This is a genomic window from Empedobacter stercoris, from assembly GCF_020281205.1.
GTDB classification, from domain to species: domain Bacteria; phylum Bacteroidota; class Bacteroidia; order Flavobacteriales; family Weeksellaceae; genus Empedobacter; species Empedobacter stercoris.
In genome coordinates this window covers 58,608-82,918 of the sequence record NZ_JACXZC010000012.1, presented here as the reverse complement: position 1 = coordinate 82,918, position 24,311 = coordinate 58,608, and the positions used below count along the sequence as shown (strand labels likewise).

Sequence of the window (24,311 nt, the reverse complement as noted above, 5' to 3'; positions counted from 1 at the left end):
TACTAAAATGGCTTATAACTACCTGATTAACGCAACGAATTTGAAAATGAAACAAAAACAAATAAACTATGACAAAAAAAGAAAAAAATAAGTTTCTGATCAAAATGACAATATTAGCAAATGCAATGCTATACGAAATGGATTTGGCCAGAGTAGATACGGAAGAAGCAACACAACTACGAAAATTATTAGAACAACACACACAAATGGCATTTGAACAACCATTGTTACAATCGACAACATTTATACAAGAAGTAGAAAATAAGTTTGATGCAGTTGTTAATAGAACTGCAAAAGAGTATAATATAAAACTATAGATTATGAAAAAAATAATTCAAACAATCATTGATTCAATAAAAACACGAAAACTATTAAAACAGCAATATTTAAATATTAAAGTTTTGTCAAATGAAAAAGACTTTCAACAAAATTTAGAAACGTATAATTTGATTTTAATTTTCAATAAAAAATCTTCAAATTGGAGTTTAGAAAAAATTAATGAAAGATTCAATTATTATTTAATGATAGGCATTCCTTCAATAGATTTATACATGAAATTTATTATTGACTATATAAAAGAAAATCAATTTACCTATATGGAAATGATGAAATTTGCCGAAAAACTTAATATAATTGGAAATATAGCGATTGAAGTTTTTAATATTCAAAATAAGGTTAAAATCAATATAGAATCAAAAGGTGGTTTTTTATAATTATTCATAAACAAAAAATAGACATTATTAAGAATTGTGTCTATTTTTTGTTTATATTTGTACAAATCCTTTCCTTTTATGAATCAGCAAAATAGACATCTTAGAGTAGTTTGTAAAGTCAATTTATATACAGACAACAAAATAGCTTCTATATTAGTTGATACAGATAAAAACTCAACTACCAAAAAAGGATTTTACAAATCATTAATCGCCTCTACTCCAACAGAAAAAAAACATAACAGAGCATCATTATCTTTCAACCAAGACTATGAAGAAACACGTTCTGGTGGCGTTTACACCCAAAGTGTACAATTCAGTTACCGTTCCAATACAGACGAACACGCCTTAGAATCAGAATTTCTAAAAAAAGTAAAACTTATCGGACTTTTATTATCAGATGGATCAGAGATTATCATAGGCAGAAATGATGTCAAACAAAACAGAAAACCAAAACTTAGTTTTTCATCTGATCTCAATTTTACAGAAGCCAAATTTGTTTCGCGATCTATCATTCCAGCATCTATCAAAAATGTTGTGAATACAGGTTACACGTTCACTTATCCATTTATCTATACTTAAAAACTTTTCGCATGAGTACATTAATCCAAACAACAATTCGCCCAGAACTAATACCAGTTCTTTACGATTTTTTCGAAGGTAAAGAATACACAATTGCAGGTAAAAAAGTAAAAGGAGTTAAAATTGATCTCAAATCAAGCCTTGGACGTTATATCCGTTCCATGTGCGAAAAAGCCGAACGTCCAGAAACTAAACGTTTTTACAACATGGTTTTCGAAGTACAAGATTTGGCAAGCAAACAATATACAGCAAGCGTGTATCAGTACATAGATGGCCGCAATCATTTCTTGAAATTACCCGAACCATTTATAGATGATCTCAACCACATGTTAGAAGATATTTTCCGAACATCACTTAATTCCTATTTACGTGGATTTGAGAAAAACGGAAAAATAAAAGAAGGAATTCGCCAGTATATGAGAGATTATGATCTCGAAGAACACGGACATACATTAGAATCGATAGAACGTATGTATATGCGTTACAAAAAATCACCAGCCAAACTAAAACGTTTTCAACACAAATGGACATCTGACGCTTAATTGCGTCAGTTTTTTTTTAGGTACAACGCCTTAATTTTCAAATAAAAATATGGAAATTAACTACCCAGTATGGTTGCCAAAAACATTTGGATCACAACAATCTGCAGAAGAAATGAATGGCATAGTTGAAGTACTACAAAACCATGCTGAAAATTTATCATTACAACAAAAACAAATCCTTACTTCATCTGGAGGAATTTATCCCGAAAAAGTAATTCCATCATCTCCTTTTCCAGAAGGTATTTCGCAAGCTGTTTTTTTAGTTGGACCAGGAACATATCCTAACTACGGAAACAAAACAATTCCTGCGAACAATTTAGGTTTAATCTTTTTTTACAATACAACATTTGATTTAGTAACGATAGAAATACCTGTATACGATGATACTTCTTTAAAAAATAAAGTAACTAACATTGAGAATAGAACAACTGATTTAGAAGATAAAATTGAGCCTAATGGAAATGTAACTGCAGGACAGACAGCTAGAGCGGTTAACGGAGATAAAGTTGAGAGATATGTTCAAAGGAATTCTTTTGTTGAATTCAAGCACTCATTCGCAGATAAGGACGGTTATGAGGTAAACTCAAAAGTATTCGTTGACAATAAATTTTGGATTTCTACAACAGACGGAAATAAAGACTATCCAAGTAAATCATCTACTAAGTGGATTGAATTTAAAATGTCAGCAGATGTCGACCAAGAATTTGATAAGGATAGTGAGAATGCTATCTCTAATAAAAAGGTTACGCCTTTAGCTACTGCATTAGATGGTTTTACCCAAGGTGAAATAGCAATTTTATCAATGACTGGTGCTGAATCTGGTTTAAGAGATGATTTGAAAAATTTTTATTCAAATACTACGTACCGCTGTAAAATTTTTGATTTGCCGACAGGAGATAAATATTTGAACTTTAGAGGGTATAAACCTAATGCTCAGCAACAGCAAGTTGATAATTATTCTTGTGTTTTTGTTGAATTAGATACTGGTGTTATTCAAAAAATAATACCAGCAACTTTTAATTCAAAAGATGGTGATTTAGTTGAATTGAAAAATATAAAATTACCTAATAATGCAGTTAAAATGTATGTTAATGTTATGTGGGCTAACGCTTCTGTCAACTACCAAACTTTAATTGAGATTTCAAATGGCGAGATTTCAAATGTTAAAGAATATGTTGATTCAAAAACTCATTATTTAGACGTTCTTAACATAGAGAAGGTTATACCTCTAATATATACTAATGTTGGGATATATGATTCAAATGGAAATTTTGTTGCTACAACTGGATTTAGGTCAACAACTATTCCAATAACATCAAATTCTAAATCATTTAGATTCAAAGGAAATCAAGCGGCTATAGGGGCTAATTGGGATTCTGGTGTGGAAGATTTTATTTGCATTGCTTTTAAAATGAACGACAACACATTTGATATAGTATTACATCCGATTGTTTCGAAAACAATAATGATTGATAAGATTTTCACTATACCACCTGGTGCAGAAGAAATTTATTTATCATGGCAGAATTTAGCAGATGGTAATAATAATGCAATTTTACCAGAACTTTTTTTTGTTGACGAACCTTTGACTTTAGAAGAATATTTTTCGTCAATCAATTCGAGAGTTCCTAAGAGCCATAAGTACGATTTATCATGGCGAAACTTTTTAGGAGTAAATAAAATTAATATATCAGAGTCATTTGTAACGGGTACACAACAGGAGAGAATACAACAGGCTTTAGATTTTGCAGAAGGTAAATCTATTACTTTAATTTTAGGTAAAGACCATTTAAGTGGCTCTTCGATTTGGAATATTGAAAGTAGCTTGTTAATTGGTGATGATACAGCTTTAGTGATTGAAAAAGGAATCACTATTAAGTTTTCTAAAAATTATGTCGTCGATACAATTATTAGAAATAAAGGAATAGGTACTATTGAAGGGGCTGCATTACATTCTACAGAATATATGAGTGGTACAGGTAGAGCAACTACGAATAAAAATATCATCATTTTGGGAGCTGGAGAAGAACATACATTAATTGAAGGTTCTGACATTCCTTATCGTGCCAACAGACCGTTTACAACTACTGAAGAAGATTGGGTTGGAGATGAATACGGTTGGAGAACATTATCTATTTTAATGTGCAATGTTGACGGTTTGGAAATAGGAGGTTTTTCGATGAGAAAGCCAAAGTGTTGGATGATCCCTATTTTTCATGCTACTAACTTTTGGATTCATGATTTAGACTTACTGTCACGAGTGCGAAATGGAGATGGTGTAGATGTGATAGCGTGTAAAGGAGGAATTGTAGAAAATATTACTTGTGATTTATATGATGATGCTGTTGTAGTTGCGTACGTGTCAAGAAGAAATATGACTTACCCGCATTACCAATACATATATCCCTCTATACCAAATATAAATGATGTAAAGGATAAGCCAGTTAGTTATCAAGACGGTTCTGATGTTGATGTTAGAAATATTAAAGGAGATACAAGATCTGTTCTTTGCAGAGTAATCGTTGTCGACGGTCCTAAAGTTTCAAACGTAACATTTAATAATATTGTTTCGTACGACCTTGGAAGAAGCCCTAAATCTGCTGTAACAATAGAAGGTAATTATGAAGGTAATATTACGCCTCCTGCGAAATTAGGTGATGTTAAAAATATATCTGTCAACAATGTGTATATCGGTAATAAGACTCACCAATGGACAGCGATGAGAGTTGATAATATAGCTCAAGATATTTGGATTAATGATGTTGTAAATAAATCTAACAAAGCTTTAATAAATTCGGACAAGCCATCAGATTTAAAAATGACTAATATAAAATAATTTATATATTTGCTCATATACTTTATATGAGCAAATTTTTACATTTTCCAAATCTAAATGCTTTACGAGCAATTGCCGCACTGTTAGTTTTAATTCATCATGCAGAGCAATTCAAAGATGTATTTAAACTTGATAATTATTGGAACATCCCATTTATTCAAGTGATAGGAAAATTAGGCGTTGTTTTATTTTTCGTTTTGAGTGGATTTTTAATCACTTATTTACTTGTTAATGAAGAAAAATTAACGAAAAAAAAGATTAATGTAAAGAGTTTTTATATTCGACGAATTCTTAGAATTTGGCCATTGTATTATTTGATTATTTTCCTATCCTACTTTATATTTCCCTATTTAGATATTTTATCTGTAGATAATATTTCAACCGAAATATTATCTATAAAAACTTTTCTACTATATATTTTCATGCTTCCGAATATGGTTTTATCAAACTTTGGAGTTGTTCCATACGCATCACAAGCATGGTCTATTGGTACAGAAGAGCAGTTTTATTTAATATGGCCGCTGTTATTTATTTTGTTTCGAAAAAACAAAATGTTATTAATGCTTTCTGTTATAATAGGATATATAGGAGTTAAATATTATTTAACCATAAATCCTAAAAATCCTTTTGGAATTAACTTGCTGGCATTCTGGAATACTTTTAATATAGATTGCATGGCTATTGGAGGATTAACGGCTATTTTAAGTTTTAGAAATTCAAAAATTTTGAAGTATGTTAATAATAATTATGTATTTTATTTAATAGCATTAATCGTAATTTTATTAATGATTTTCGGTGTTAATTTTGGTTTCTTTCATTATGAAATTTACGCCATTTTATTTGCTATAATCATTTTGAATTTAGCGACAAATAAAGCTTTGGCGACTATTTTAGAGAATAAGATATTTAATTATTTAGGAGGTATTTCATACGGCATTTATATGTATCATTCAATAGCAATAGTGATTGCAATTAAGCTTTCAATGAATTTTAATATAGGACTTATCATCTATCCAATAGCTATTTTATTGACAATATTTTTTTCTCATGTTTCTTATAAATATTTGGAAAAACCTTTTTTAAAATTGAAGAACAAATTCTCATAAAAAAAACCACTCTTCGGAGTGGTTTTTTTATGTAAAATAGTGTCAGCACTTCCCTACTCTATAGATAAGATATTTGAGTATTAAACATTTACTCAAATATCTTTTTTCATGAAAACGATTTTATCATTTATACTCCTACAAATCATCACAATTGCAGATGGCTCCGTAAAGGAGAAATTACTCTCATCATCTATTATCGCCTTTATTACAGCGCCTTTGGTATTTATTTTCGATAAATTATCTGTTTGGACCATCGAAAATTCTATTTATGTAACTATTGTTTGTGGAGCAATTCTTATTGATTGGGTTTTTGGTTCAATCAAACATCTATTTTTCACACGAACTTTTAATTGGAAATACAATGCATTAGGATTAGTACTAAAAGGATCATTAGTTGTAGGCGGGATATTTTTATTTGAAAGTCTACATTATATCCTACAAGACCTCACATTCATCGAACAAATGCTAAAAATCGTAACCAGATTAGTTGTTTTTATATATCCTGCAACTTCTGCATGGAATAACATGTCAATTGTAAGCAATGGCAAATTCCCGCCTAAATCGTGGTTAGATAAAATAACCAATTTCAACAAAGATTTGGACATCACAAATTTCAAATCCAAAAATAAAGAAGAATGAAACCAAAAATCACAGAACAAGACTACATAGATGCAGCTAAAACATTGAATGTAGAAATTGCAATGGTAAAAGCTTTTGCAAAAAAAGAAGCGAGATCTTCTGGATTTATTACAGCTACAGAACCTCGTATTTTGTTTGAAAGACACAAATTTCATAATAAAACAGGAGGTAAATTTTCGAAAGATCATCCTGATATTTCAAACAAAACACCTGGTGGTTATGGAAAAGAAGCGGATCAACACAAACGATTACAAAAAGCATCTACATTAAATAGAAATGCTGCTTTAGAATCTGCAAGTTGGGGATTATTTCAGATCATGGGCGAAAATTGGAAATCATTAGGATATCCAACTTTACAAGCGTTTATTAATGCAATGTATGAAAGTGAAGCAAAGCAATTAGATGCTTTTGTTCGATTTATCAAAGTCAATAAAATTGATGTTGATATGCGAAATAAGAATTTCAAAAACATCGCTCGAAAATACAATGGTCCTAATTACGCTATTAATAATTACGACAAAGATTTAGAAAAATACTACAAACAATTTGGCGGTAAAATATAAGATTATGCACAGAAAATATTCATTAAAAATTTTAAATCTATTTGCATTTATAGGTTTAATGATAATTGTAATCAATGGTTGCTCCATTCGAAAAACGGAAAAAGAAAAAGGACATGAAAAAATCCATTCCGAAATTTCGGAACAAACAAATTTGTCAGTAGATCAGGAACAATCAACAATTGAAAATTCTTTCATCGAAAGAAAAGACTTTTCCAATTGGTTCAATTTTGAGTACAAACCATTGTTTGACCAAAATGGTGAAATCATTCCGTTGATAATCGAACAAACAAAAAATGGACAAACAGAAAAACTCGTTATTTCTGGTGCAACTGTAACTGGAGGTCAAAACGATTCAAAACAATCCGAAGAAAAACGAACCCAAACGATTAATCGTTACATCTCAAACATTACGTACAAATCTGATATAACGTATAAATCGGTTATCAATTACAAAACAGTTCTCAAAGAAAGATTTTCGTATGGACCACAATCTATTTATATCATTTGTTTATTAGGGATTACCATTGTTTGCGCTGTTTTAGCTTTTACTGGACATTGGAACTGGATACAAAATGTATTCAATAAAATCAAAAAATACTTTTCAAAAAGTAATAAATAGTTTCAATTTAAATAAGTTTTCAAATCTATTAACGACACAAATTGTCGCAATTACAAAGTAGATTTACGATATTTAAACTCAACATACATGTTACTTGACGCCAAACAACAAAGCAAACCGCTAAATGATCTTACGAAAGAAGATAAAGACTTTATCTATCGTAATTTATTAACGCTTTTCATGGACTGGAATGGCAGTGATTCTGCTACGGACGAAAATCAGCGTGCCGACATACAAATGGCAGTCTTTTATTGCATTGGGTTATTAGATCAAGTAAAATCTAACGAAGCCGCTGAATAATCAGCGGTTTTTTTGTGTCAGCTTCTAATCGCTGTTTTCATCGGAAATTTAAATCAAAAACGTATGAAAACGGAGATTCTAAATATTATCAAACATCCAACTTTGGATCACCCAGAGAAATTCAATCAATTGTTTGATTTCTACAAAAAAAATCCATCAAAGGATCGCAACTTCGAATCTAATTTTAATCGTATTGGATTCACCGAACATCAATTTTCTAAACTGATTTACGAAGTAAAAAAAGTCTACAAAATTTCTGATTTAGAAGTGGTGCAACACGAATTCAATGATAATTCTATTCGCAAACCTTGGGGATTTTGCGAAACTCCAGAAGAAAAATGCAATATGAATTATTGTGACGAAAATGGTTGTCAAAATCGTACAAGACATTTAGTTGAAGATTCAGAGTTGAACGAAAATATTAATAAAGAAACTCAAAATAACGAAGTTCCTATTCGTCAAGAATTTCCATTTCTTAACCAAGAAGATTGTCCAGAAGAATTTAAAATTTTGGTCAATGATAAAATCACAGCCTATCATAAAATGGTAGCTGGTCGTGGAGCGTTAGACGATCCAAATACACCAGAAGAACAACGTGCTGAAATTGCGCAAAGCGTGGCTGATGCTGATATGTTAAATTCTTTGATTTACGATGAATTGAAACATTATCAAGATACTGGTGAAATCCTTGGAAACCACGAAATATTCGCAACACACAACCTAAAAAAAGCAATTGAGAATATGACTGCCGAACAAAAGGCGCAACGCATCGAAACGTTGAAAGGTCAAATTCGTGTAGCAAAATCTGCCTTAACAAAAGCAGAAAAGAAAAAGGATACAGAAAAAGTAACCGACCTAAAAGCTAAAATAGAAGCGTTGGAACTGGAACGAAATCTTGTGATCAAGTCTTTAGAAAAAGCAAATAATTAAATCCTGCCTGTTTAAATATCTTTTTTTACTCATTTCCAACTTTGGCGATCACCTCAAAAAAGTTGGTTTTTAAAAACCAATTCTTAATTAACATGAAACCAATATTCCAATCTATTATTATCTCTGTATTAATTTTTGTGATCATTTTCCTATTGTCAATGTTTGTTTTATGGGAACCTGACTTATCAAAATGGAAACCTGATGAAAGACTTACAACTGTATTAGTAGCTGTATTATGTAGCATGTGTTCTTTCTTGATAAGTATAACGCATATTGATGAAATCAATAATAAAAAATAGACTTTATGATTATTGAAGGAAAAGTAGTAATTAGTAATATATGCATTTCTTACTATAGTTCTAATGAACACAGAGATTTATCAGTGTTTTGTGTATCAGAAATAAAACATGATAAACAAATATTTATTCTGGATCAATTTAGTCGCATGTTTACTCCTTGTAGTATCGATGAATTACAACAAAGACATAATCAAATACTAACTGATTTAATTGAGAAATATGGAAAACACAGATTTAGAGAACCTGTCTATTTCAATCCAAAAAATAGAAGATTTTAGTCATTCTTCACAATTACCATATCCAGAAGATGTCAAACAAATGATGTTGAGAGAGGAATTTCCAAAATTAGTCCAACAACTACGAGAAGCATTCGAAAACCTAAAACCAAAAGAAAATGTCAACGCCATTCCACGAAAATCCGCTTTTCCTATCCGAGGAACAATACGAACAACTTGAAAAATTAGCAGGTGCACAATTCTCATTGCGTCGTATTGCGCAATTCTTAGATGTTAACGAAGACATCTTTATCACGTTAGCAAATACAAAAGGAACACGCGTGTACGACTGCATCAACCGTGGACGAATGGCTGTAGAATATTCTATTAACAATGCAATGATAGAAAAAGCTGCAAAAGGCGATACATCAGCAAATTTTCAGTTCGAAAAAAGCAAAGAATCTCGTAGAGTTGACGAAATAAGAAAACACTTTTTTGGATGAAAACAGAAAATATAACATTAGAGGATATTTATGATTTCATCGATTGCAAGTATGGTCCTGATGATATCATTCCAGCACATAAACAACATATTTTAAAACATCTCGAATTATTAGACAAAATTCGAGCAATGCATTTGCGTATAGAGCAATACGGTAGTGAAGATCATATCGTACAGCATTTAATTACTGCCGAAGGTTTATCGCGCTATTTAGCCAAAAAATATTACAACCAAGCTTTAGAATTTTTCTATTGTGATAATGAAATTTCTAAATCGGCATGGCGAAATATTATTGCTGATAAAATGGAACGTGGGATCAATGCAGCGATTATGGCTGCAAAAGACACGAAAGATTTTGTGGCTGCAACTAAACTTTGGATTGAAGTAGCCAAAATTCGTGAATTAGACAAAGTAGACCCACCACAACTTAATCCAGATGCTGCAGGTAGAATGTTTGCAATCTATACGTATGATCCAAAATTATTAGGATTAGAAACAATTGTCGATAAGAATTTAGTTAAAAAATTCATTGATAATCTTGAAAATGTAACTGAACGAGAAAAACAATTGGCTTATCAAGAAGCTATGTTAGAACCTTTAAAACTATTCCCTGAAAAACATGAGGACGTTCGCAAATCTGATTGATGATCCATTAGTTGAGGGGCGTTTTGCGTCCTGGATAAAAATTTTAGCTGATTTAATTGCTCCTAAAGATTTAAATATTATTTCTGGACGTGCAACTGCAAAATCTTCTGATATATTAGCTGAACGATTTATGCGAATTGCAGAAGATATGCCGCGTGCATATTTTGCATGGGTTGCTGATACCTACGAAAATGCAATTGGTAACGTACGTGATGCACTGATAGAAGGATTTAATCGGAAAGGATGGATAGAAGGTGTGCATTATGTGTTGGACGAAAGACCACCAGCACATTTCGAAAAACCATACAAGTCACCAAAAGATTTTCATCATACAATTTCTATTTACAATGGATGTTTCTGCAAAATCGTTTCATTGGCACAACCATCTTCTGCAGCAGGTAATTCCTATCAACATCTATTCGGTGACGAAGTAAAATATTTTGAAGAAAAAAAGATTGCAAAATTATTCCCTGCAATTCGCGGTGAATATTTAAATCTTGGTGATTCCATTTATTATTGTGGACATTCATTTACTACAGATATGCCAAATCCAATGCATAAAGAATATGATTGGATTTTAGAACAAGAAAAGAATATGAATGTCGAGCAAATAAAAAATATATTAGCTATTGCTCATGAATTAAATGAAGAAAAAAAACTATTATTCAAAGCTTATAAAAACAATGATAAAGTAGCAATTCGACGTATTACAAAACGAGTTTTAAAATTAACAATTGCATGGCGACGAGAACGAAAAGATTCAACATTTTTTATGATTGGTTCGACTTTAGCCAATTTACCAATTTTACAATTAGGATATTTAGAAAACTCATTAAAAACCTTGGGGATAGAAGAATTTAAAACCTCTATACTATCATTAAAACCATCTATTCCACAAGGTGCAATGTTTTACGCTTATTTAGGACCACATCATTTTTTTGATGATGGTTTACGAGAAGATTTCTTTGCAAATTATACATTGAAAGAAGAATTCAATCCTTTAGCAAAACATATCAAAAAACCATATTACGACAAAAAACAACCTGTATCTGCAGGAATGGATTTCGGAGATATGATCAGTATGGTAACAGGTCAAGAAAATAAAAATTACATTTATGCATTAAGAAATTTCTTTACCCTTCCACCAGAAAGTACAGCACAAATAGCAGCTAAATTTGTCGATTTTTATGATGGACACGAAAAACGAGTGTTGAACTTGTATTATGATCGTTCAGGAAATCAATATGAACAAGTCAATCGAGATTGGGCAACTGATGTCAAAAATTCAATAGAAGAATATTCTTCAAAAATTGGTCAAAAATGGAAAGTAAATTTGATGTCAAAAAATCAAGCGACTATCTACCAAGATGAAGAATATTATTTTATGACAAAATGGTTGAACGAAGGCATTGCAGGAATTCCAACTTTACGCATATATCGTAAATTCAACAAAGAGTTAAAATCATCATTAGAAATTACGAAAGTCATCACCAAAAAAGACCAAAAAGGAAAAACCAAAATTCATAAAAATAAAACATCCGAAAAATTAGCAATGCACCTTAGACCGATGTATTCTACCAACTTTTCAGATGCTTTTAAATATTGGATCATGCGCCGAGATTGGAGATCAACTGCAAGTTCAAGAATAAGCACTTCTACAACATTTATTGATACGGAAATCATATAAAAATTGTATCTTTACAACATAGAATTTTAATTTTAGCGGATTAAAATCTTACTAAATTTTAACCTTCAAATATGCCAGTATTTGGAGGTTTTTTTGTGCCTAAATATTTTACTTAAATTACTTAGAATAAGTCTAAACAATATACTTTTAATGTAAAAATATTCAATAATAACACTTCAAATCAAACACAAAAAAGCTAATTAACTCAAAATCAATCAAATTTGGATTTTTCAAAAAAAACAAATAATTGAGAGAGGACAAGCACACCGGCCCGCTCAGTCCTTAGATTCGACGTTGAAAGGCTCAAAAAAATTGAGAAATATGACATATCGCTTGAAACCCTTTCTATCAGAGGGATTAACGATTTTCGAAATTCTAAAATTTTACTTTTTTCTTAAAAAATATAAAAAATTACATTAAATTAATAATACAAATACTCTGAAACCCTTTCTATCAGAGGGTTTAAAATAAATTTCAATCATACTGATATAAACTTGTGTCAATAATCTTGTGTCAATACCATGCGATATTTGATTATGAACATTCATTACATGACAGCTATACGTAGGATGAAACAATTCACATATCATGAAATAGAATTCAGTATTGAATTCATAACGTTGAAAGGTGAAAGAAAAGTTATCCAACGTGCAGCATTAAATAAAAGCTATCGAAATGATCAATCTAAAAAAGCAAAGTTTTTAGTTGCTTATAAAGATTTAGATACCAATGAGAATAGACAATTCCATCGTTCATTGTTAATGAAGTTCAACGAAGCAAACGTTTACTTATGATACATACATTAGAACACGAAGATGCATTGTTGATGTACAATGACATGGGTGCGGTAACATTCTCTACTATGAATGATCCTCGTGGTGAATCTCCAAAGGATGTTCTCACCAAAGATTCTTTGGAATGGAATAACTCATTACTTCAATTAGAAGATTATTACATCTATCAATATGGCGATGGAAATAATCTACCAACTGTTATTCGTGATATTATTCAAAACAATTACATCGCTCCTGGTTTACTGTCAAAGAAGAAAAATCTTTTATGGGGACAAGGTCCACGATTATATCGAGAAGTATTTGATGGCAACGAACTAATAAGAGAATGGACAACAGATAAAGAGATCAATCATTGGTTAGATCATATTGATGCAAATACTGAAATCAATAAGTTAGCAACTGATTACAACCACATGGAAGCGTGTGTATCGAAGTATGAATTGAATAAAGGTAGTTTGTTCGGTAATTCATTTATTACATCTATTGATCACATTCCAATTAATAAAGCACGCAAAGGTTTATTAACAACACGTTATTTAGCTGGTGAAAAAGAACCTACACATTGTGTCGTTTCAGAATCATTTGCCAATCAATATCACAACGATTCTACAGCCAAAGTATATAATCTTTACAATCGAAAAAATCCTTTTGCATCTAAAAATAGTATTGTTTATTCCAACGAATATACATTTGGAATTGACATTTATACTGTTCCAGATATCTTTGGTTCGTTAGAATGGCTAAAGACATCTACTGCTACACCACTTATCTTACAAGCATTTACTAAAAATTCAATCAATCTAAAATTTCATGTACAATCACCACAGAAATACTGGGATGACAAAGAAAAAAAGTTAAAAGATTATTGCGATGTTAAAGGTATCGAGTATAAAGATTCGATGTTGCAAGAATATCGAAGAAAATTATTCCAACAAATTACAACAGTTCTTTCAGGTGCCGACAATTCTGGTAAGATGTGGCATACCATTAAACTTTACGATGATAACGGAAATGATTTAAAAGAATTTGGCTGGGAAATAAAAGCCATTGATCAGAATGTAAAAGATTTTATATCGGCACAAATTGCAGTTTCTCAACGTGCCGATTATGCGGTTGGTTCAGGAATTGGAATTCATTCAGCTTTAGGAAACATTTCGCAAACAGGTAAATCAGATTCAGGAAGCGAACAATTATACGCGCACCAAACGCATTTAAACACGAATGTTACGATTCCTGAAATGATTACTCTAAAAGCTTACAACGAAGCTATTCGAGCAAATTTCCCTGGTACAGATTTACGATTAGGTTTTTATCATGTAGGCGTAAAACGTCAACAAGAAATCACTCCATCAGAACGAATGATTAATAAATAATCTTATGAAATTACTATTCAACAATAGCGAAGAATTAAAACAATATCTACCTTATATTGATTCAGATATTACGTTCGAAAATATCATTTTAGATGCCAATGCGGCAACTAAAAATATCATCAAATTAATTGGTCAGAAATTATACGATAACATTTTCGAATTCAAAGAAGTTTATGAGCAACAGGAATTAGTCACAGCAGTTGCCTATCCTATTGCTGTCGATGCTTATCGTAATTATGTTATCAATAATGATGTTGCACATACCAATTCAGGTCGTAGAATGAGAGTTTCAGAACATGAAAAGCAAGCATTCGAATGGATGATAGATCGTGACAACAAACAATTAGAAAAACGCTATTACAAAGCCTTAGATAATTTGATTGAAGTTTTAGACAAAAAGAATCCTATCATTGAAAATGAAATTAAATGGAAAAATTCAGAAGAATATAAAAAAACATTCTATCCATTATTCAGAACTACAGAAGAATTCAACGAATATTTCGAAATCGAATCACGCTACTTATTAATCAAATTAATACCAGGAATTAAGAAATGTATACAAGAAGAAATCATTCCAAGGTTTACAAGTTCTAAATGGTCCGAATATTTCGAAGCCTTAAAATCGAACCAATCTGTACCAAATAAAACAATTCTGTATCATGTAAAAGCAGCATGTGCTTATTATGCTTTGTCATGGGCTTCTACTCGACTTTCAGCAACTATTTTCCCAGAAGGAATTTTACAAAATTTTGTAGCTGAAAATCAAACTTCACAAGCAAAAAAAGTACCTGAAACCAATCAATTTGGAGTGTTGAAAGTTGCTTTTGAAAAAGATTATAAAATAGAACTTTCTAAAATCGAAAGTCTTTTAAAACCAAAACCAATCAAAACAAATGAGTGCATCGATTACGATTTTGGCATGAATGAAAATGATAAAATAATTGATATTTAAGATGAAAGAAATTTATTTTGGACACGAGAAAAAAGTTTATTTTCCAGAAAACTTAAACGAATGTAATTCGCGAGAATATATTGACATTTGTCGATTAGCTTATGCGTTTCACACCAGACAAATTGATTGGAATCAATTCTTAGCTAACGCTGTTTATGCAATTTTAAACGTAAAACCTACCAAGAAAATCAGAACGGCTGCAGAAGATTTGGACCATTGGAATAACATTGCTTATTTATCACAATTTGTCGAATCATTTTTTGAAATTGATCGCGAAACAAATTCCGTTCAATTAATCAATCATTTGGGTGAACGTAAAATCACAAATTTCCGTTATTGGGTGACGAATTATCATGCACCTTTAGATGGTTTTATCAAAAATACATACGGACAATGGGAAGATGCAGTCGAAATTATATTAGACCATTTTCAATACTCAGACGAAGACAATATGTACAAAGTTTTGGCAATCTTTTTCTTGCCAAAAAACGAAAAGTACAATAAAGAAACTTCATTAAAACGTGTAGAGAAATTCAAACACATTGATATTGGAATTGTGTACGGATTCTTCCTTCATGTTACAGCATTTATGAATTATCTAAATTCTGCATCCGTATTCATTTCGGGTCAAGAAATTGACTTATCTATCATCTTTGATAATGAACTAAATTCTTACGAATCGCCACGTCCAGGTATTGGAATAAAAGCCACAGCATACATGATGGCAGAATCTGGTGTATTTGGCAATTACGAACACGTACGAAATTCTAATTTATGGGATGTTTTAGTTCGTATGTACGATGTAACGAAAAAGGCTATCGATTTACAAGATCAACAAAAACAACAATCTTCATCATGATAAATATTGGACGATTATATGAATTTGGAATTGAAATTCAGCACGCAAATTTGGGGGTAAATTCCTTTAAAATGACACAAGACGAATCAGAAGTTGTGGCAAACTTACAATCTCACAAAGTAACAGATAATCATTTGTTAGTGATTATGATTCCTTCTATTGATAGTAAAAAATCTGATTCTGTAGATAATGTTCAGTTTCGGAACTTGATGCAGTTTTTAGTTTTGGAAAAACGTGATCCTAAGTTGCCAAAAAACAACCAGGAAGATATGTTCATTTACAAGCGAACGCAAGAAACCTTGAATAATATCTTAGAATACTTTTTCCAACATTTTGATGATGATGATTCTAATTGCGAAATGTTCAGAAAGTTAGATGTATCATCCTTCGAAATTGATCCAGTAAAAGGCGTTAGCGATTGTTTTGGTTGGAGTTGGTCCTTTAATTTCTAATCGATGAATCTTATCGAAAAGCGTAGAGATAACGCAGATCATATTCTCAAAAAACGATTTATAAAACGTGTATTGTCAACAGAAGGAAATTCTATTCTGAAAATGCAACGAGATCGTATACGTGAAAATGATTTTAAAAATCCCAACTTCGATAATTTATCATTAGAAGTTTCTGATTTTCGTGCTACAATCTCATTGGTAAAATTGCACCGATTTGTAGATATGAAAACGCGAAAATCCAAGAATGGAATCGTCAAAAAGAAAAATTATCCTATTTACAACAAAATAATCTTTGGACACTTAAACAACATCATCAAAGAAATTTCATTTGGTTACACAGATACTGTTATAGAAGAAATGAAGAAATTGGAAAATAATTTATAAAGTTTATATCTTCTTTTTGAAGAATTTTTATCATATTTTGCTTAAAACCTAATTATTGCCGTAATTAGGTTTTTCTTTTTTACGGAAAACCATAATTTGATATTGATTTTATTCTTTACTTTTATTGAATTTTAAAATTTAATTTATGGATTTAAAAAATATTCAGAAAATCGTAATATAGAATTACCTCATAATTACAATGAGGAAGATTTTTATAATCATATTTTTAAATTAACATATGCAAATACATAAATTTTATTTTGAGATTTGAAATACCTTTACTAAGTTTGCGATACCAATAGTTATATATCGTAATCAAATGAAAAAAAATCTTAAAAATATTATGGCAGGCGTATGGGTGCAAGTCCCAAGACTTCATAGCGATATGACTGTTGGTAGCGACCTGCCTATTTTATTAATTAACAATACCAACAGTTATGTCAAAATCAAACAACAACAAATTAACTCCAGATCAACAAAGAGTTAAAAACCAAGCTTTAATTTTAGAACAAGAAATTTTAGGAACTTTCCTAAATATTCTTACAAATGCAGATGATCATGCAAATGTCATGAAACGCATTCAGCAAGATTTTATTGGTTATTTCGAAACTGGTGATTACAATTACCTACGAGATGGAAATATTATTTTAACAGAAATACAAAGTGTTTTCAATTCGTTGTCATTAGCTTCGCCAGAAGCATTAGAAATAATTCGCCAAAACAATAAACATAGAATAGATAAAGTATCACATCTACTACATGTATAAAATATAAAACGCCCTTTTTTGGGCGTTTTATTAATTTTTAATTATTAAAGTTCTATCACTCATTAATGAATTTAGAAAATTATCTTGAAAGTCATAAGGTATTCCTATTTTATAATAAAATTCATATAAAAATGCTTCATCATTAATAAAATCTTTTGATTTACTGTTATATTCTAGTAATAGCAAACAATGAAAATATAAAATAATAAATTCCTCCTTTAGAATAAATAATTTTAATATTTGATAATATTTTTCACCAAATTTATTTTCATCAACATATTTAAATATAAAAAATAAATTTGTTTTCATTTCTTTCAATATTCTTAAACTATGTTCATCTTCATATTTTTTATTAACATATTTTATATATTCATTCTTATCCATACCATCAGCATCTAAATGATAGGACTCAAATATTGCTTTAAAATGATTTAAATAATATTTAAATTGGTTGTCATATTTAGCATTTAAAACTGGATTATCTCCAAACACATAACTTTTGCTTTGTTCTCTATAAAGTTCTAAATATTTAATTAAATGATTATAAAAATCATTTTCAGCTTCTTTATCATTTATTTTATCTATTTCTTCTTGTTGCTTATTAATACTGTAAATTAAAAACAATGTACTTGTAAAAGTTAGTAAACTCCCAAAAAGTCCACCAACAAAACTTCCAAAATGATCTAATATTTGTGTATCAATTCTACAACTAAATCCTGTTTTTCCTAAAAATAATAAAACAGTAATAACAAATGCAATACCTGATACTATCAATATCAAAAATGCAAATTCCTTAAAAAAATTGTTCTTCCTTTTCATGCTTAAGTAAGGTATTATTCAAGTTACAATACATCCTTTATTCAGCGTTTTTTGGTAATAAATATTTATAAGTTTTATTTGTTCTACCATTATAAGTAAACTTATCTTTTATTAAAATTTCATCTATTAAATTTACTTTTTCAGTATCAGAAATTGAATTCTTTAATATTATATCTTGTATACTTGAAATATCATTAAATAAATCTAATATTCTATTCATGTTAGTTTCATGATTAGTGAAAATATAATTCCCATTTCCATCTTTTCCTGTTAAAATATTATTATCTGTATTAGCTAAATTATCAGCTTGAAATTCTTTAAAGAAACATTGGATTAACAGTGTAGTTAGTTTAGTTATATCTGCAATAAGTTCATTGATAAAATCTTTATTCTCAAAATAAAAATTAAGATAATAAGTTATTTTATTTATTTCTACTATATCAGAATGAGCATAGAAATTATCTCTTAAAGCTTCTAATTGCTCCTTAAAATTTTTATATTTATTATTAAATTTTGGACTTAACTCTAAAAACTGATTATAATATATGTTCTCAATAAATTGCGACTCCTCTTTGCAGATTTCCAATATATTATAACTTTTTTCTAAACTTGATCTTTCTTTTTTTGATAATATTTTAAATAAGTTAATTAAAGTGAATTGACTATGAATTATTAAATGTTCTTTTAAAATATTCAAATAATAATTATTTGCTTCAAAATCTTCTACAATAAAATGCTTATTTTCACTAAAATATAAAAATCCATCTTGAATAAATTTATTTGATTCAATAATTTCATTTAATATATGATTCAATATTTTAATTTTTTTAGGGAATTTACCTATTTCTTCTTTTTTATTCATATCGATTAATGCGTCAGTAATCTTCAAATATAATGAAATTAAATTGCCTTCAAATACTACAAAATGAAGGTATTATTCGAATTACAAAATGGCCTTTGGGCATTCGATTTACATAGCGCAAAATATTACTCAAAAATAGCTTCTCAATTCTTAGAAGGACAATTCAATGCCAAAACGTTTGGAGAAAAACCTGAAGCCGTTAGCTATTTAGCCAACGAATTTGGCGAACAAATCACCAAAGAAAACAACAAGCAAAATTCTACCTATGCGGTTGTTGAATTAATTGGTCCAGTAACGTTATATGATACATGTTACAATTATGGTGCTGAAAGTATCGCAAATCGCCTAAATAAATACAACAACGACGATTCTGTGAAAGGAATTATCTTAAAAACAAATACACCTGGGGGAGCTGTGGCCGCAATCAATCCATTTATTGAGTTTGCAGCCAAAAAGAAAAAACCAGTTGTAGCCTTGTGCGATCAAGCCTTATCGTTGGGTGAATGGGCAACAGATGTTGTGGCAGATTATAAAATGGCATCCAATAACATTAGTGCGCGCTTTGGTTCTATCGGTGTTGTGGCGAATTTCTACAATTATGCAAAAGCATTAGAATTAGCTGGTATCGAAGAACACGAAGTCTATGCGGACGAATCCGATTACAAGAACAAAGCAATTTTAGAAGCGTTGAACGGAGATTACAATCTAATCAAAGCAGAATACCTAAATCCTTTGGCAATTCAATTTCAGAATGCTGTAAAAGCTTCTCGACCAAATTTAGATCAGTCAGTAGAAGGAATTCTAAACGGACGAACATTCAACGCAGACGATGCAAAAAAATATGGCTTAATAGATAGCATTGGAACGATGCAAGATGCTATTGAAATGATTGATGTGCTTTTCGAAACAAAATATAATAATTAATAATCAAATCCTTTATTCCCATGAAATTTAATTGGATCAAAATGAAATCTGCTTCTGAATGGTTAAAGAAAACTTTAGCCATCGAAAAAATAGAAGTAAAAGATAACGAAATCGTTTTGTCGCAAGATCAACGCGAAAAAATCGAAGAAAAATTAGGTGCTGAACGATCGGCAATCTTATTCGATAAAATGAATGCTGAACTTAAAAATTCTGAACAAGCAACACAAGCGGCGACAGAATTAGCAGCAGTTTTAGCAGAAATCAATGCAGATATTAATGCAACAGACGAAGGTGCTGAAAATGCAGAAGCAACCGATACACCAATCGAAGCACAAGCAACAGCAACTATCAGACGTTTACAAACAGAAAATGCACAAATGTCATCTCAACCTATCGGAGATTCTCCAGAAGCAATTTATCAACATGCTGTTAATTTAGCACCTTATGGAGCAAATGCATTACCGCGCCATACAGCAACTCATTTATTTGGAGAAAATGTCGATTACCAAGCGATCGCAAATCGTCCATGGAATCAACGTGCATTAAGTGGTTCAGCATCTGCAACGGAATGGAACAAAGATAATATTCCAGTATTACAAGGCGATTTAGAACATTTCGTTCGTCAAAATCCAACTGTTTTAGTTACGTTCTTTAACGAGTTCGAAGGTTTACCTGCAGAATGGAGTTCTACACCAGGTGTTAAAGATCGTATCACAACAGCATCTATCACATTTGGCGAAGTAACACAAGCACGTTCTAACACGTGGGGTGCAAAAGGCGGGTTCAAAATTTCAGTTGAAGTTGGTCAAGTTTTCGCTAAGAAAATCGATTTAGAATTTTCAGGAACAAAACTTCAAACCTTAGAAAATACATGGTTAGCAAACATTCATAACATGAGTGGTTCGCATCCTTGGAAAATGTCGTTCATCGGTTGGATTCTTTCAGAAGCAATCAAACAACGCATGTTAGAGGATAGAAATGCACAAATCAATGGTATTTATGTTCCTACACCAGATAATAGAATAGGTAATGCAGTGAATGCACAAGATGGATTATTAATTCAATTGTACAGAGCATTACATACGAGAAAAATCTTACGTGCATTTGCGTTAGGTGCTCCAACAGTAGAAAATATTGTCGATTATGTTGATAGATTAATTTCGTTAGTTCCAGAAGAATATATAAAACTTCAAGGTTTAGAAATTGGAATGGCTGCGAAATGGAAATTAGCTTATCAACAAGCATTGGGAAGTTCGCAAGTTGTAGTTTACGAGAAAGATCGTGGCATCTTCAAATCAACAATTGAGCATGTAAAAGATAGACCAAATATCAAATTGCAAGCGGTTCCAGATATGGTAAATTCTGATTTCATGTACTTAACTTTATCAAAGAATATTGATCAGTTAAGCGACTTACCAGAAGAAGCAAATCAATTTACAATTGGTCACGATAAACGTGATACTTGGGCGTTTGCAGATTACAAAATTGGTATTCGTTTACAATACATTGGAATTAAGCTTTCTAAAGTACATGCAAACAAATATGCAGATCAAGTAGTCTTTACGAACGACATGCCAATCTTTGGTCAAGATGTTTCTTTCCCTGCGTACGACAACGAATCTGGTGTTTTAAAAATGTACTACACTCACGCCAAAATTGATAAAGAGTTCAAAACGGATATTTCTGAAATTTCCGATGTTCAACCAGGACAAATTATCAAAATTACAGGTAACACAGGATTAGGTGTAGATGCAAAAGTTGTTAATGGTGCTGATATCGAGTTAACTTCTGATTTCAGTTTAAAATCAGGCGGTACATTAACATTAATCGTACAAGCTGATGGTAAATTGAAGGAATTGAAACGTACAGAATCTGCACCAACAATTTCGGACAAAGTAACATTTGACAATACAGCAATTGATGCAGCCAATGCAACAGAATTTGTATTTGATGGTGCCGAAGCTAAAGCATTAGGACAAATCATCAACGGTGTAGAAGGTAAACAAATTACAATTTACGGAAATGATACAGCAGAATTGACTGTTTCTAAAAACGAACAAATTGCAATTTCAGCAAATGTGGTGCTAAAAACAGCTGATGACTTTATCACATTAGCATTTGTTGAAGGTGCTTGGTATGAAGTTTCAAAACAAGTAACTCCCTAAAATCATATAAGTAACTGCTAAGGCAGTTACTTTTCTTAACGTTTAATCAAACAAAAAATATATTGACAATGCGTCCAAATTTAAATAAGCCAGAAGGTAAATCACCAGGTGGTCCTTCTAATTTCAAAAAAGAAATTATCTTAATTGCAACAGAAGATATTTTAAAATATCCAGATCGTGACGAAAACAATATCCGTATGATTGGAGATTATGTATTGAAGCCTAATGCTAAAATGCATACGTTTTACCATACAGCGGCAAAAGCAGACGGTTCATGGGAATCAACTGGAGAACCTGATGCATTTTCACGCGAACCAAAATTCGTGGCACAACATCCAGGTGATGAAATTGAAGCTTTAGAATTCTTCGAAAAATGGACTGGTGTAGATTGTGTGATCTTAATTGGTAATTGTGGTCGTCCTGGTTATAAAGTAGAAGGAACATCATGTGTACCAATGCAATTAGTTCCAAGTTTCACAGGAAATAACGACGGTACTTTCTTTACAGTAACTTTCCAAGGTGATGGTAAAACATCTCAATTCCCTGGATATTACGAAGGAAACTTAACGTTTGCTGATCCTGTAAAAGTAGCATCAAACACTGTTACAGTAGATGGTGAAGTTGGTAAAATTGTTCAATTACCTTCTGCAGATACTACAGCCGAAATTTCATTTACTGCCTTAAATAACTTAAAACACAATGATCGTGTGACGTTAATTGGTGGCGGTGGAGATGATCCATATACATTAGCAAATGGAGGAACAGGAACTGTTGTTACGTTGAAAAATGGAACATCTTGGACTTCCTTAGAAAATGCGACAATTACGCTTCGATACTTCGATGCTGGAGCAACTAATTATTTAATCGAAGAAAACAGAAAGTAATTTTTTTCATATAGTATTTTGATTGGTTTTTAAATCCACTTCTTTTTATAAGGAGTGGATTTTTTCATAACAAAAAAATCACAGAATAGCACGAATGCCCTTCTGTGATTTTGAACACCTAAATCTGTATTCAATAGAATACATTACTTAAATTTACAAGTATAAAATTAAATAATCGGTTTTAAACGTTTAAAAATGAAAATAAAGAATATTATTAACGCTGATTCGACATATTATGATAGCGAAGAAGAAACTAATATTAAAGTCGTATCTCTTAATTTAATTGATTTTAATATCCGATTTAAAACTGATATAGTTCTGTATTACCATGAAGAATATTTTACACCTTATGAGAAATCAGATTTAGCAGATTATTTCATCGAAACAATTCCTGATCTCTTATTCATGGCGCATAATCCATTTTGCAATGAAATTGACGAGTGGAAATCTTGGATAAGTTGGCGAAAAGAAGAGCGTGAAAAATTATTTATTGTTTCTGAAATCGAAAGATTTAATAAGCGAAATATCGAGTATTGTCCAATCGGAATCACAGACGTACAAGAAACAATGGATTTCGTTAAATATGAAGTTAATAAACTTATTTTACATATTTAGGCTCCCAAATTAAAATCCATTTATCACCTTTATTTTTAAGAGTAAAATCTAAATGAGATAATTCAGAACGTTTTTTATATATTTTCTTAAAATTCGCTTCTGATAAGTTTTCAACTTGAAAGAAAATCATCTTAATCTTTCCAAATTTTTCTACCTTATATACGAAGTTTGACATAACATCACGTTCTTTTGTCCATGTCTGAATATTTTCACTTGATCTTGGTTCAATCCATTTTAATAATGAAAAAATTTTATCTGTATCAGAATTCGAAATCATTCGATAAAT

Annotated in this window: 29 protein-coding genes; 26 read left to right on the top strand and 3 right to left on the bottom strand. The window is 30.8% G+C overall.

All coding sequences use genetic code 11. The annotated features are described in order from the left end of the window. The first annotated feature begins 68 nt into the window (after nucleotides 1-68). The 22 genes from IF125_RS07595 (at nucleotide 69) to IF125_RS07490 (ending at nucleotide 17,756) form a co-directional block, all read left to right on the top strand. Nucleotides 69-317, top strand: coding sequence for a hypothetical protein (locus IF125_RS07595; RefSeq protein ID WP_225542064.1), 249 nt, complete (start codon nucleotides 69-71; stop codon nucleotides 315-317). A 3-nt stretch (nucleotides 318-320) separates the two neighbouring features. Next, on the top strand, nucleotides 321-713 hold the full coding sequence (locus tag IF125_RS07590; RefSeq protein ID WP_225542063.1) for a hypothetical protein: 393 nt from the start codon (nucleotides 321-323) through the stop codon (nucleotides 711-713). A 78-nt stretch (nucleotides 714-791) separates the two neighbouring features. Next, a complete protein-coding gene (locus IF125_RS07585; protein ID WP_225542062.1) occupies nucleotides 792-1,292 on the top strand; it encodes a hypothetical protein in 501 nt (166 codons plus the stop codon). An 11-nt stretch (nucleotides 1,293-1,303) separates the two neighbouring features. Continuing rightward, the gene (locus IF125_RS07580; RefSeq protein ID WP_221854909.1) at nucleotides 1,304-1,834 is read left to right on the top strand and encodes a hypothetical protein; all 531 of its coding nucleotides are present in this window, start codon (nucleotides 1,304-1,306) and stop codon (nucleotides 1,832-1,834) included. 49 nt (nucleotides 1,835-1,883) lie between these two features. Beyond that, nucleotides 1,884-4,670, top strand: a complete 2,787-nt coding sequence (locus IF125_RS07575) for a glycoside hydrolase family protein (RefSeq protein ID WP_225542061.1) — start codon at nucleotides 1,884-1,886, stop codon at nucleotides 4,668-4,670. Between the two features lie 26 nt (nucleotides 4,671-4,696). After that, on the top strand, nucleotides 4,697-5,776 hold the full coding sequence (locus tag IF125_RS07570; protein ID WP_225542060.1) for an acyltransferase family protein: 1,080 nt from the start codon (nucleotides 4,697-4,699) through the stop codon (nucleotides 5,774-5,776). Between the two features lie 108 nt (nucleotides 5,777-5,884). Beyond that, nucleotides 5,885-6,415, top strand: a complete 531-nt coding sequence (locus IF125_RS07565; protein WP_225542059.1) for a hypothetical protein — start codon at nucleotides 5,885-5,887, stop codon at nucleotides 6,413-6,415. After that, nucleotides 6,412-6,978, top strand: a complete 567-nt coding sequence (locus IF125_RS07560; RefSeq protein ID WP_225542058.1) for an N-acetylmuramidase family protein — start codon at nucleotides 6,412-6,414, stop codon at nucleotides 6,976-6,978. Before IF125_RS07565 ends, IF125_RS07560 begins: the two co-directional genes overlap by 4 nt. 4 nt (nucleotides 6,979-6,982) lie before the next feature. Then, nucleotides 6,983-7,597 (top strand): hypothetical protein, encoded by a 615-nt coding sequence (locus IF125_RS07555; protein ID WP_225542057.1) that lies wholly within the window; start codon nucleotides 6,983-6,985, stop codon nucleotides 7,595-7,597. A gap of 87 nt (nucleotides 7,598-7,684) precedes the next feature. Next, nucleotides 7,685-7,897 (top strand): hypothetical protein, encoded by a 213-nt coding sequence (locus IF125_RS07550; RefSeq protein ID WP_225542056.1) that lies wholly within the window; start codon nucleotides 7,685-7,687, stop codon nucleotides 7,895-7,897. Between the two features lie 63 nt (nucleotides 7,898-7,960). Beyond that, a complete protein-coding gene (locus IF125_RS07545) occupies nucleotides 7,961-8,827 on the top strand; it encodes a hypothetical protein (RefSeq protein ID WP_225542055.1) in 867 nt (288 codons plus the stop codon). A gap of 518 nt (nucleotides 8,828-9,345) precedes the next feature. Then, nucleotides 9,346-9,582: a hypothetical protein gene (locus IF125_RS07540; RefSeq protein WP_225542054.1), complete on the top strand. Its 237-nt coding sequence runs from the start codon at nucleotides 9,346-9,348 to the stop codon at nucleotides 9,580-9,582. Beyond that, complete coding sequence (locus IF125_RS07535; RefSeq protein ID WP_221854925.1) at nucleotides 9,521-9,844, top strand: hypothetical protein; 324 nt, start codon at nucleotides 9,521-9,523, stop codon at nucleotides 9,842-9,844. Before IF125_RS07540 ends, IF125_RS07535 begins: the two co-directional genes overlap by 62 nt. Next, entirely contained in the window at nucleotides 9,841-10,488 is a 648-nt protein-coding gene (locus IF125_RS07530; RefSeq protein WP_225542053.1) for a hypothetical protein, read from the top strand. The genes IF125_RS07535 and IF125_RS07530 overlap by 4 nt, the downstream gene beginning before the upstream one ends. Continuing rightward, the gene (locus tag IF125_RS07525) at nucleotides 10,463-12,175 is read left to right on the top strand and encodes a hypothetical protein (protein ID WP_225542052.1); all 1,713 of its coding nucleotides are present in this window, start codon (nucleotides 10,463-10,465) and stop codon (nucleotides 12,173-12,175) included. The genes IF125_RS07530 and IF125_RS07525 overlap by 26 nt, the downstream gene beginning before the upstream one ends. Before the next feature lie 569 nt (nucleotides 12,176-12,744). Next, nucleotides 12,745-12,969 carry a hypothetical protein gene (locus tag IF125_RS07520; protein ID WP_225542051.1) on the top strand — a complete coding sequence of 75 codons (225 nt, stop codon included), beginning with the start codon at nucleotides 12,745-12,747 and terminating at the stop codon, nucleotides 12,967-12,969. Continuing rightward, on the top strand, nucleotides 12,966-14,342 hold the full coding sequence (locus tag IF125_RS07515; protein WP_225542050.1) for a hypothetical protein: 1,377 nt from the start codon (nucleotides 12,966-12,968) through the stop codon (nucleotides 14,340-14,342). The genes IF125_RS07520 and IF125_RS07515 overlap by 4 nt, the downstream gene beginning before the upstream one ends. Before the next feature lie 4 nt (nucleotides 14,343-14,346). Continuing rightward, nucleotides 14,347-15,294 (top strand): DUF6712 family protein, encoded by a 948-nt coding sequence (locus IF125_RS07510; protein ID WP_225542049.1) that lies wholly within the window; start codon nucleotides 14,347-14,349, stop codon nucleotides 15,292-15,294. A 1-nt stretch (nucleotide 15,295) separates the two neighbouring features. Continuing rightward, complete coding sequence (locus IF125_RS07505) at nucleotides 15,296-16,153, top strand: hypothetical protein (RefSeq protein WP_225542048.1); 858 nt, start codon at nucleotides 15,296-15,298, stop codon at nucleotides 16,151-16,153. Next, nucleotides 16,150-16,605: a hypothetical protein gene (locus tag IF125_RS07500; RefSeq protein ID WP_225542047.1), complete on the top strand. Its 456-nt coding sequence runs from the start codon at nucleotides 16,150-16,152 to the stop codon at nucleotides 16,603-16,605. The genes IF125_RS07505 and IF125_RS07500 overlap by 4 nt, the downstream gene beginning before the upstream one ends. 3 nt (nucleotides 16,606-16,608) lie before the next feature. Next, a complete protein-coding gene (locus IF125_RS07495; RefSeq protein ID WP_225542046.1) occupies nucleotides 16,609-16,989 on the top strand; it encodes a hypothetical protein in 381 nt (126 codons plus the stop codon). A gap of 437 nt (nucleotides 16,990-17,426) precedes the next feature. Further along, nucleotides 17,427-17,756 (top strand): hypothetical protein, encoded by a 330-nt coding sequence (locus tag IF125_RS07490; RefSeq protein ID WP_225542045.1) that lies wholly within the window; start codon nucleotides 17,427-17,429, stop codon nucleotides 17,754-17,756. Nucleotides 17,757-17,786: 30 nt separating this feature from the next. Here the strand turns inward: IF125_RS07490 and IF125_RS07485 are convergent, their stop codons facing one another. Both IF125_RS07485 and IF125_RS07480 read right to left on the bottom strand, forming a co-directional pair. After that, nucleotides 17,787-18,575, bottom strand: a complete 789-nt coding sequence (locus IF125_RS07485) for a hypothetical protein (RefSeq protein ID WP_225542044.1) — start codon at nucleotides 18,573-18,575, stop codon at nucleotides 17,787-17,789. Between the two features lie 37 nt (nucleotides 18,576-18,612). After that, a complete protein-coding gene (locus IF125_RS07480; RefSeq protein ID WP_225542043.1) occupies nucleotides 18,613-19,437 on the bottom strand; it encodes a hypothetical protein in 825 nt (274 codons plus the stop codon). A gap of 63 nt (nucleotides 19,438-19,500) precedes the next feature. On the opposite strand from IF125_RS07480, the gene IF125_RS07475 reads away from it, so the two are divergent. From IF125_RS07475 to IF125_RS07460, 4 genes are all read left to right on the top strand, one after another. After that, nucleotides 19,501-20,361 (top strand): S49 family peptidase, encoded by an 861-nt coding sequence (locus IF125_RS07475; RefSeq protein ID WP_225542042.1) that lies wholly within the window; start codon nucleotides 19,501-19,503, stop codon nucleotides 20,359-20,361. A 20-nt stretch (nucleotides 20,362-20,381) separates the two neighbouring features. After that, nucleotides 20,382-22,526, top strand: a complete 2,145-nt coding sequence (locus IF125_RS07470) for a hypothetical protein (protein ID WP_225542041.1) — start codon at nucleotides 20,382-20,384, stop codon at nucleotides 22,524-22,526. Nucleotides 22,527-22,594: 68 nt separating this feature from the next. Next, complete coding sequence (locus IF125_RS07465; RefSeq protein WP_225542040.1) at nucleotides 22,595-23,410, top strand: hypothetical protein; 816 nt, start codon at nucleotides 22,595-22,597, stop codon at nucleotides 23,408-23,410. Between the two features lie 195 nt (nucleotides 23,411-23,605). Beyond that, complete coding sequence (locus IF125_RS07460; protein WP_225542039.1) at nucleotides 23,606-24,025, top strand: hypothetical protein; 420 nt, start codon at nucleotides 23,606-23,608, stop codon at nucleotides 24,023-24,025. On the opposite strand, the gene IF125_RS07455 is transcribed toward IF125_RS07460, so the two are convergent. After that, nucleotides 24,009-24,302 carry a hypothetical protein gene (locus tag IF125_RS07455; protein WP_225542038.1) on the bottom strand — a complete coding sequence of 98 codons (294 nt, stop codon included), beginning with the start codon at nucleotides 24,300-24,302 and terminating at the stop codon, nucleotides 24,009-24,011. The genes IF125_RS07460 and IF125_RS07455 overlap by 17 nt on opposite strands. Nucleotides 24,303-24,311 lie beyond the last annotated feature (9 nt).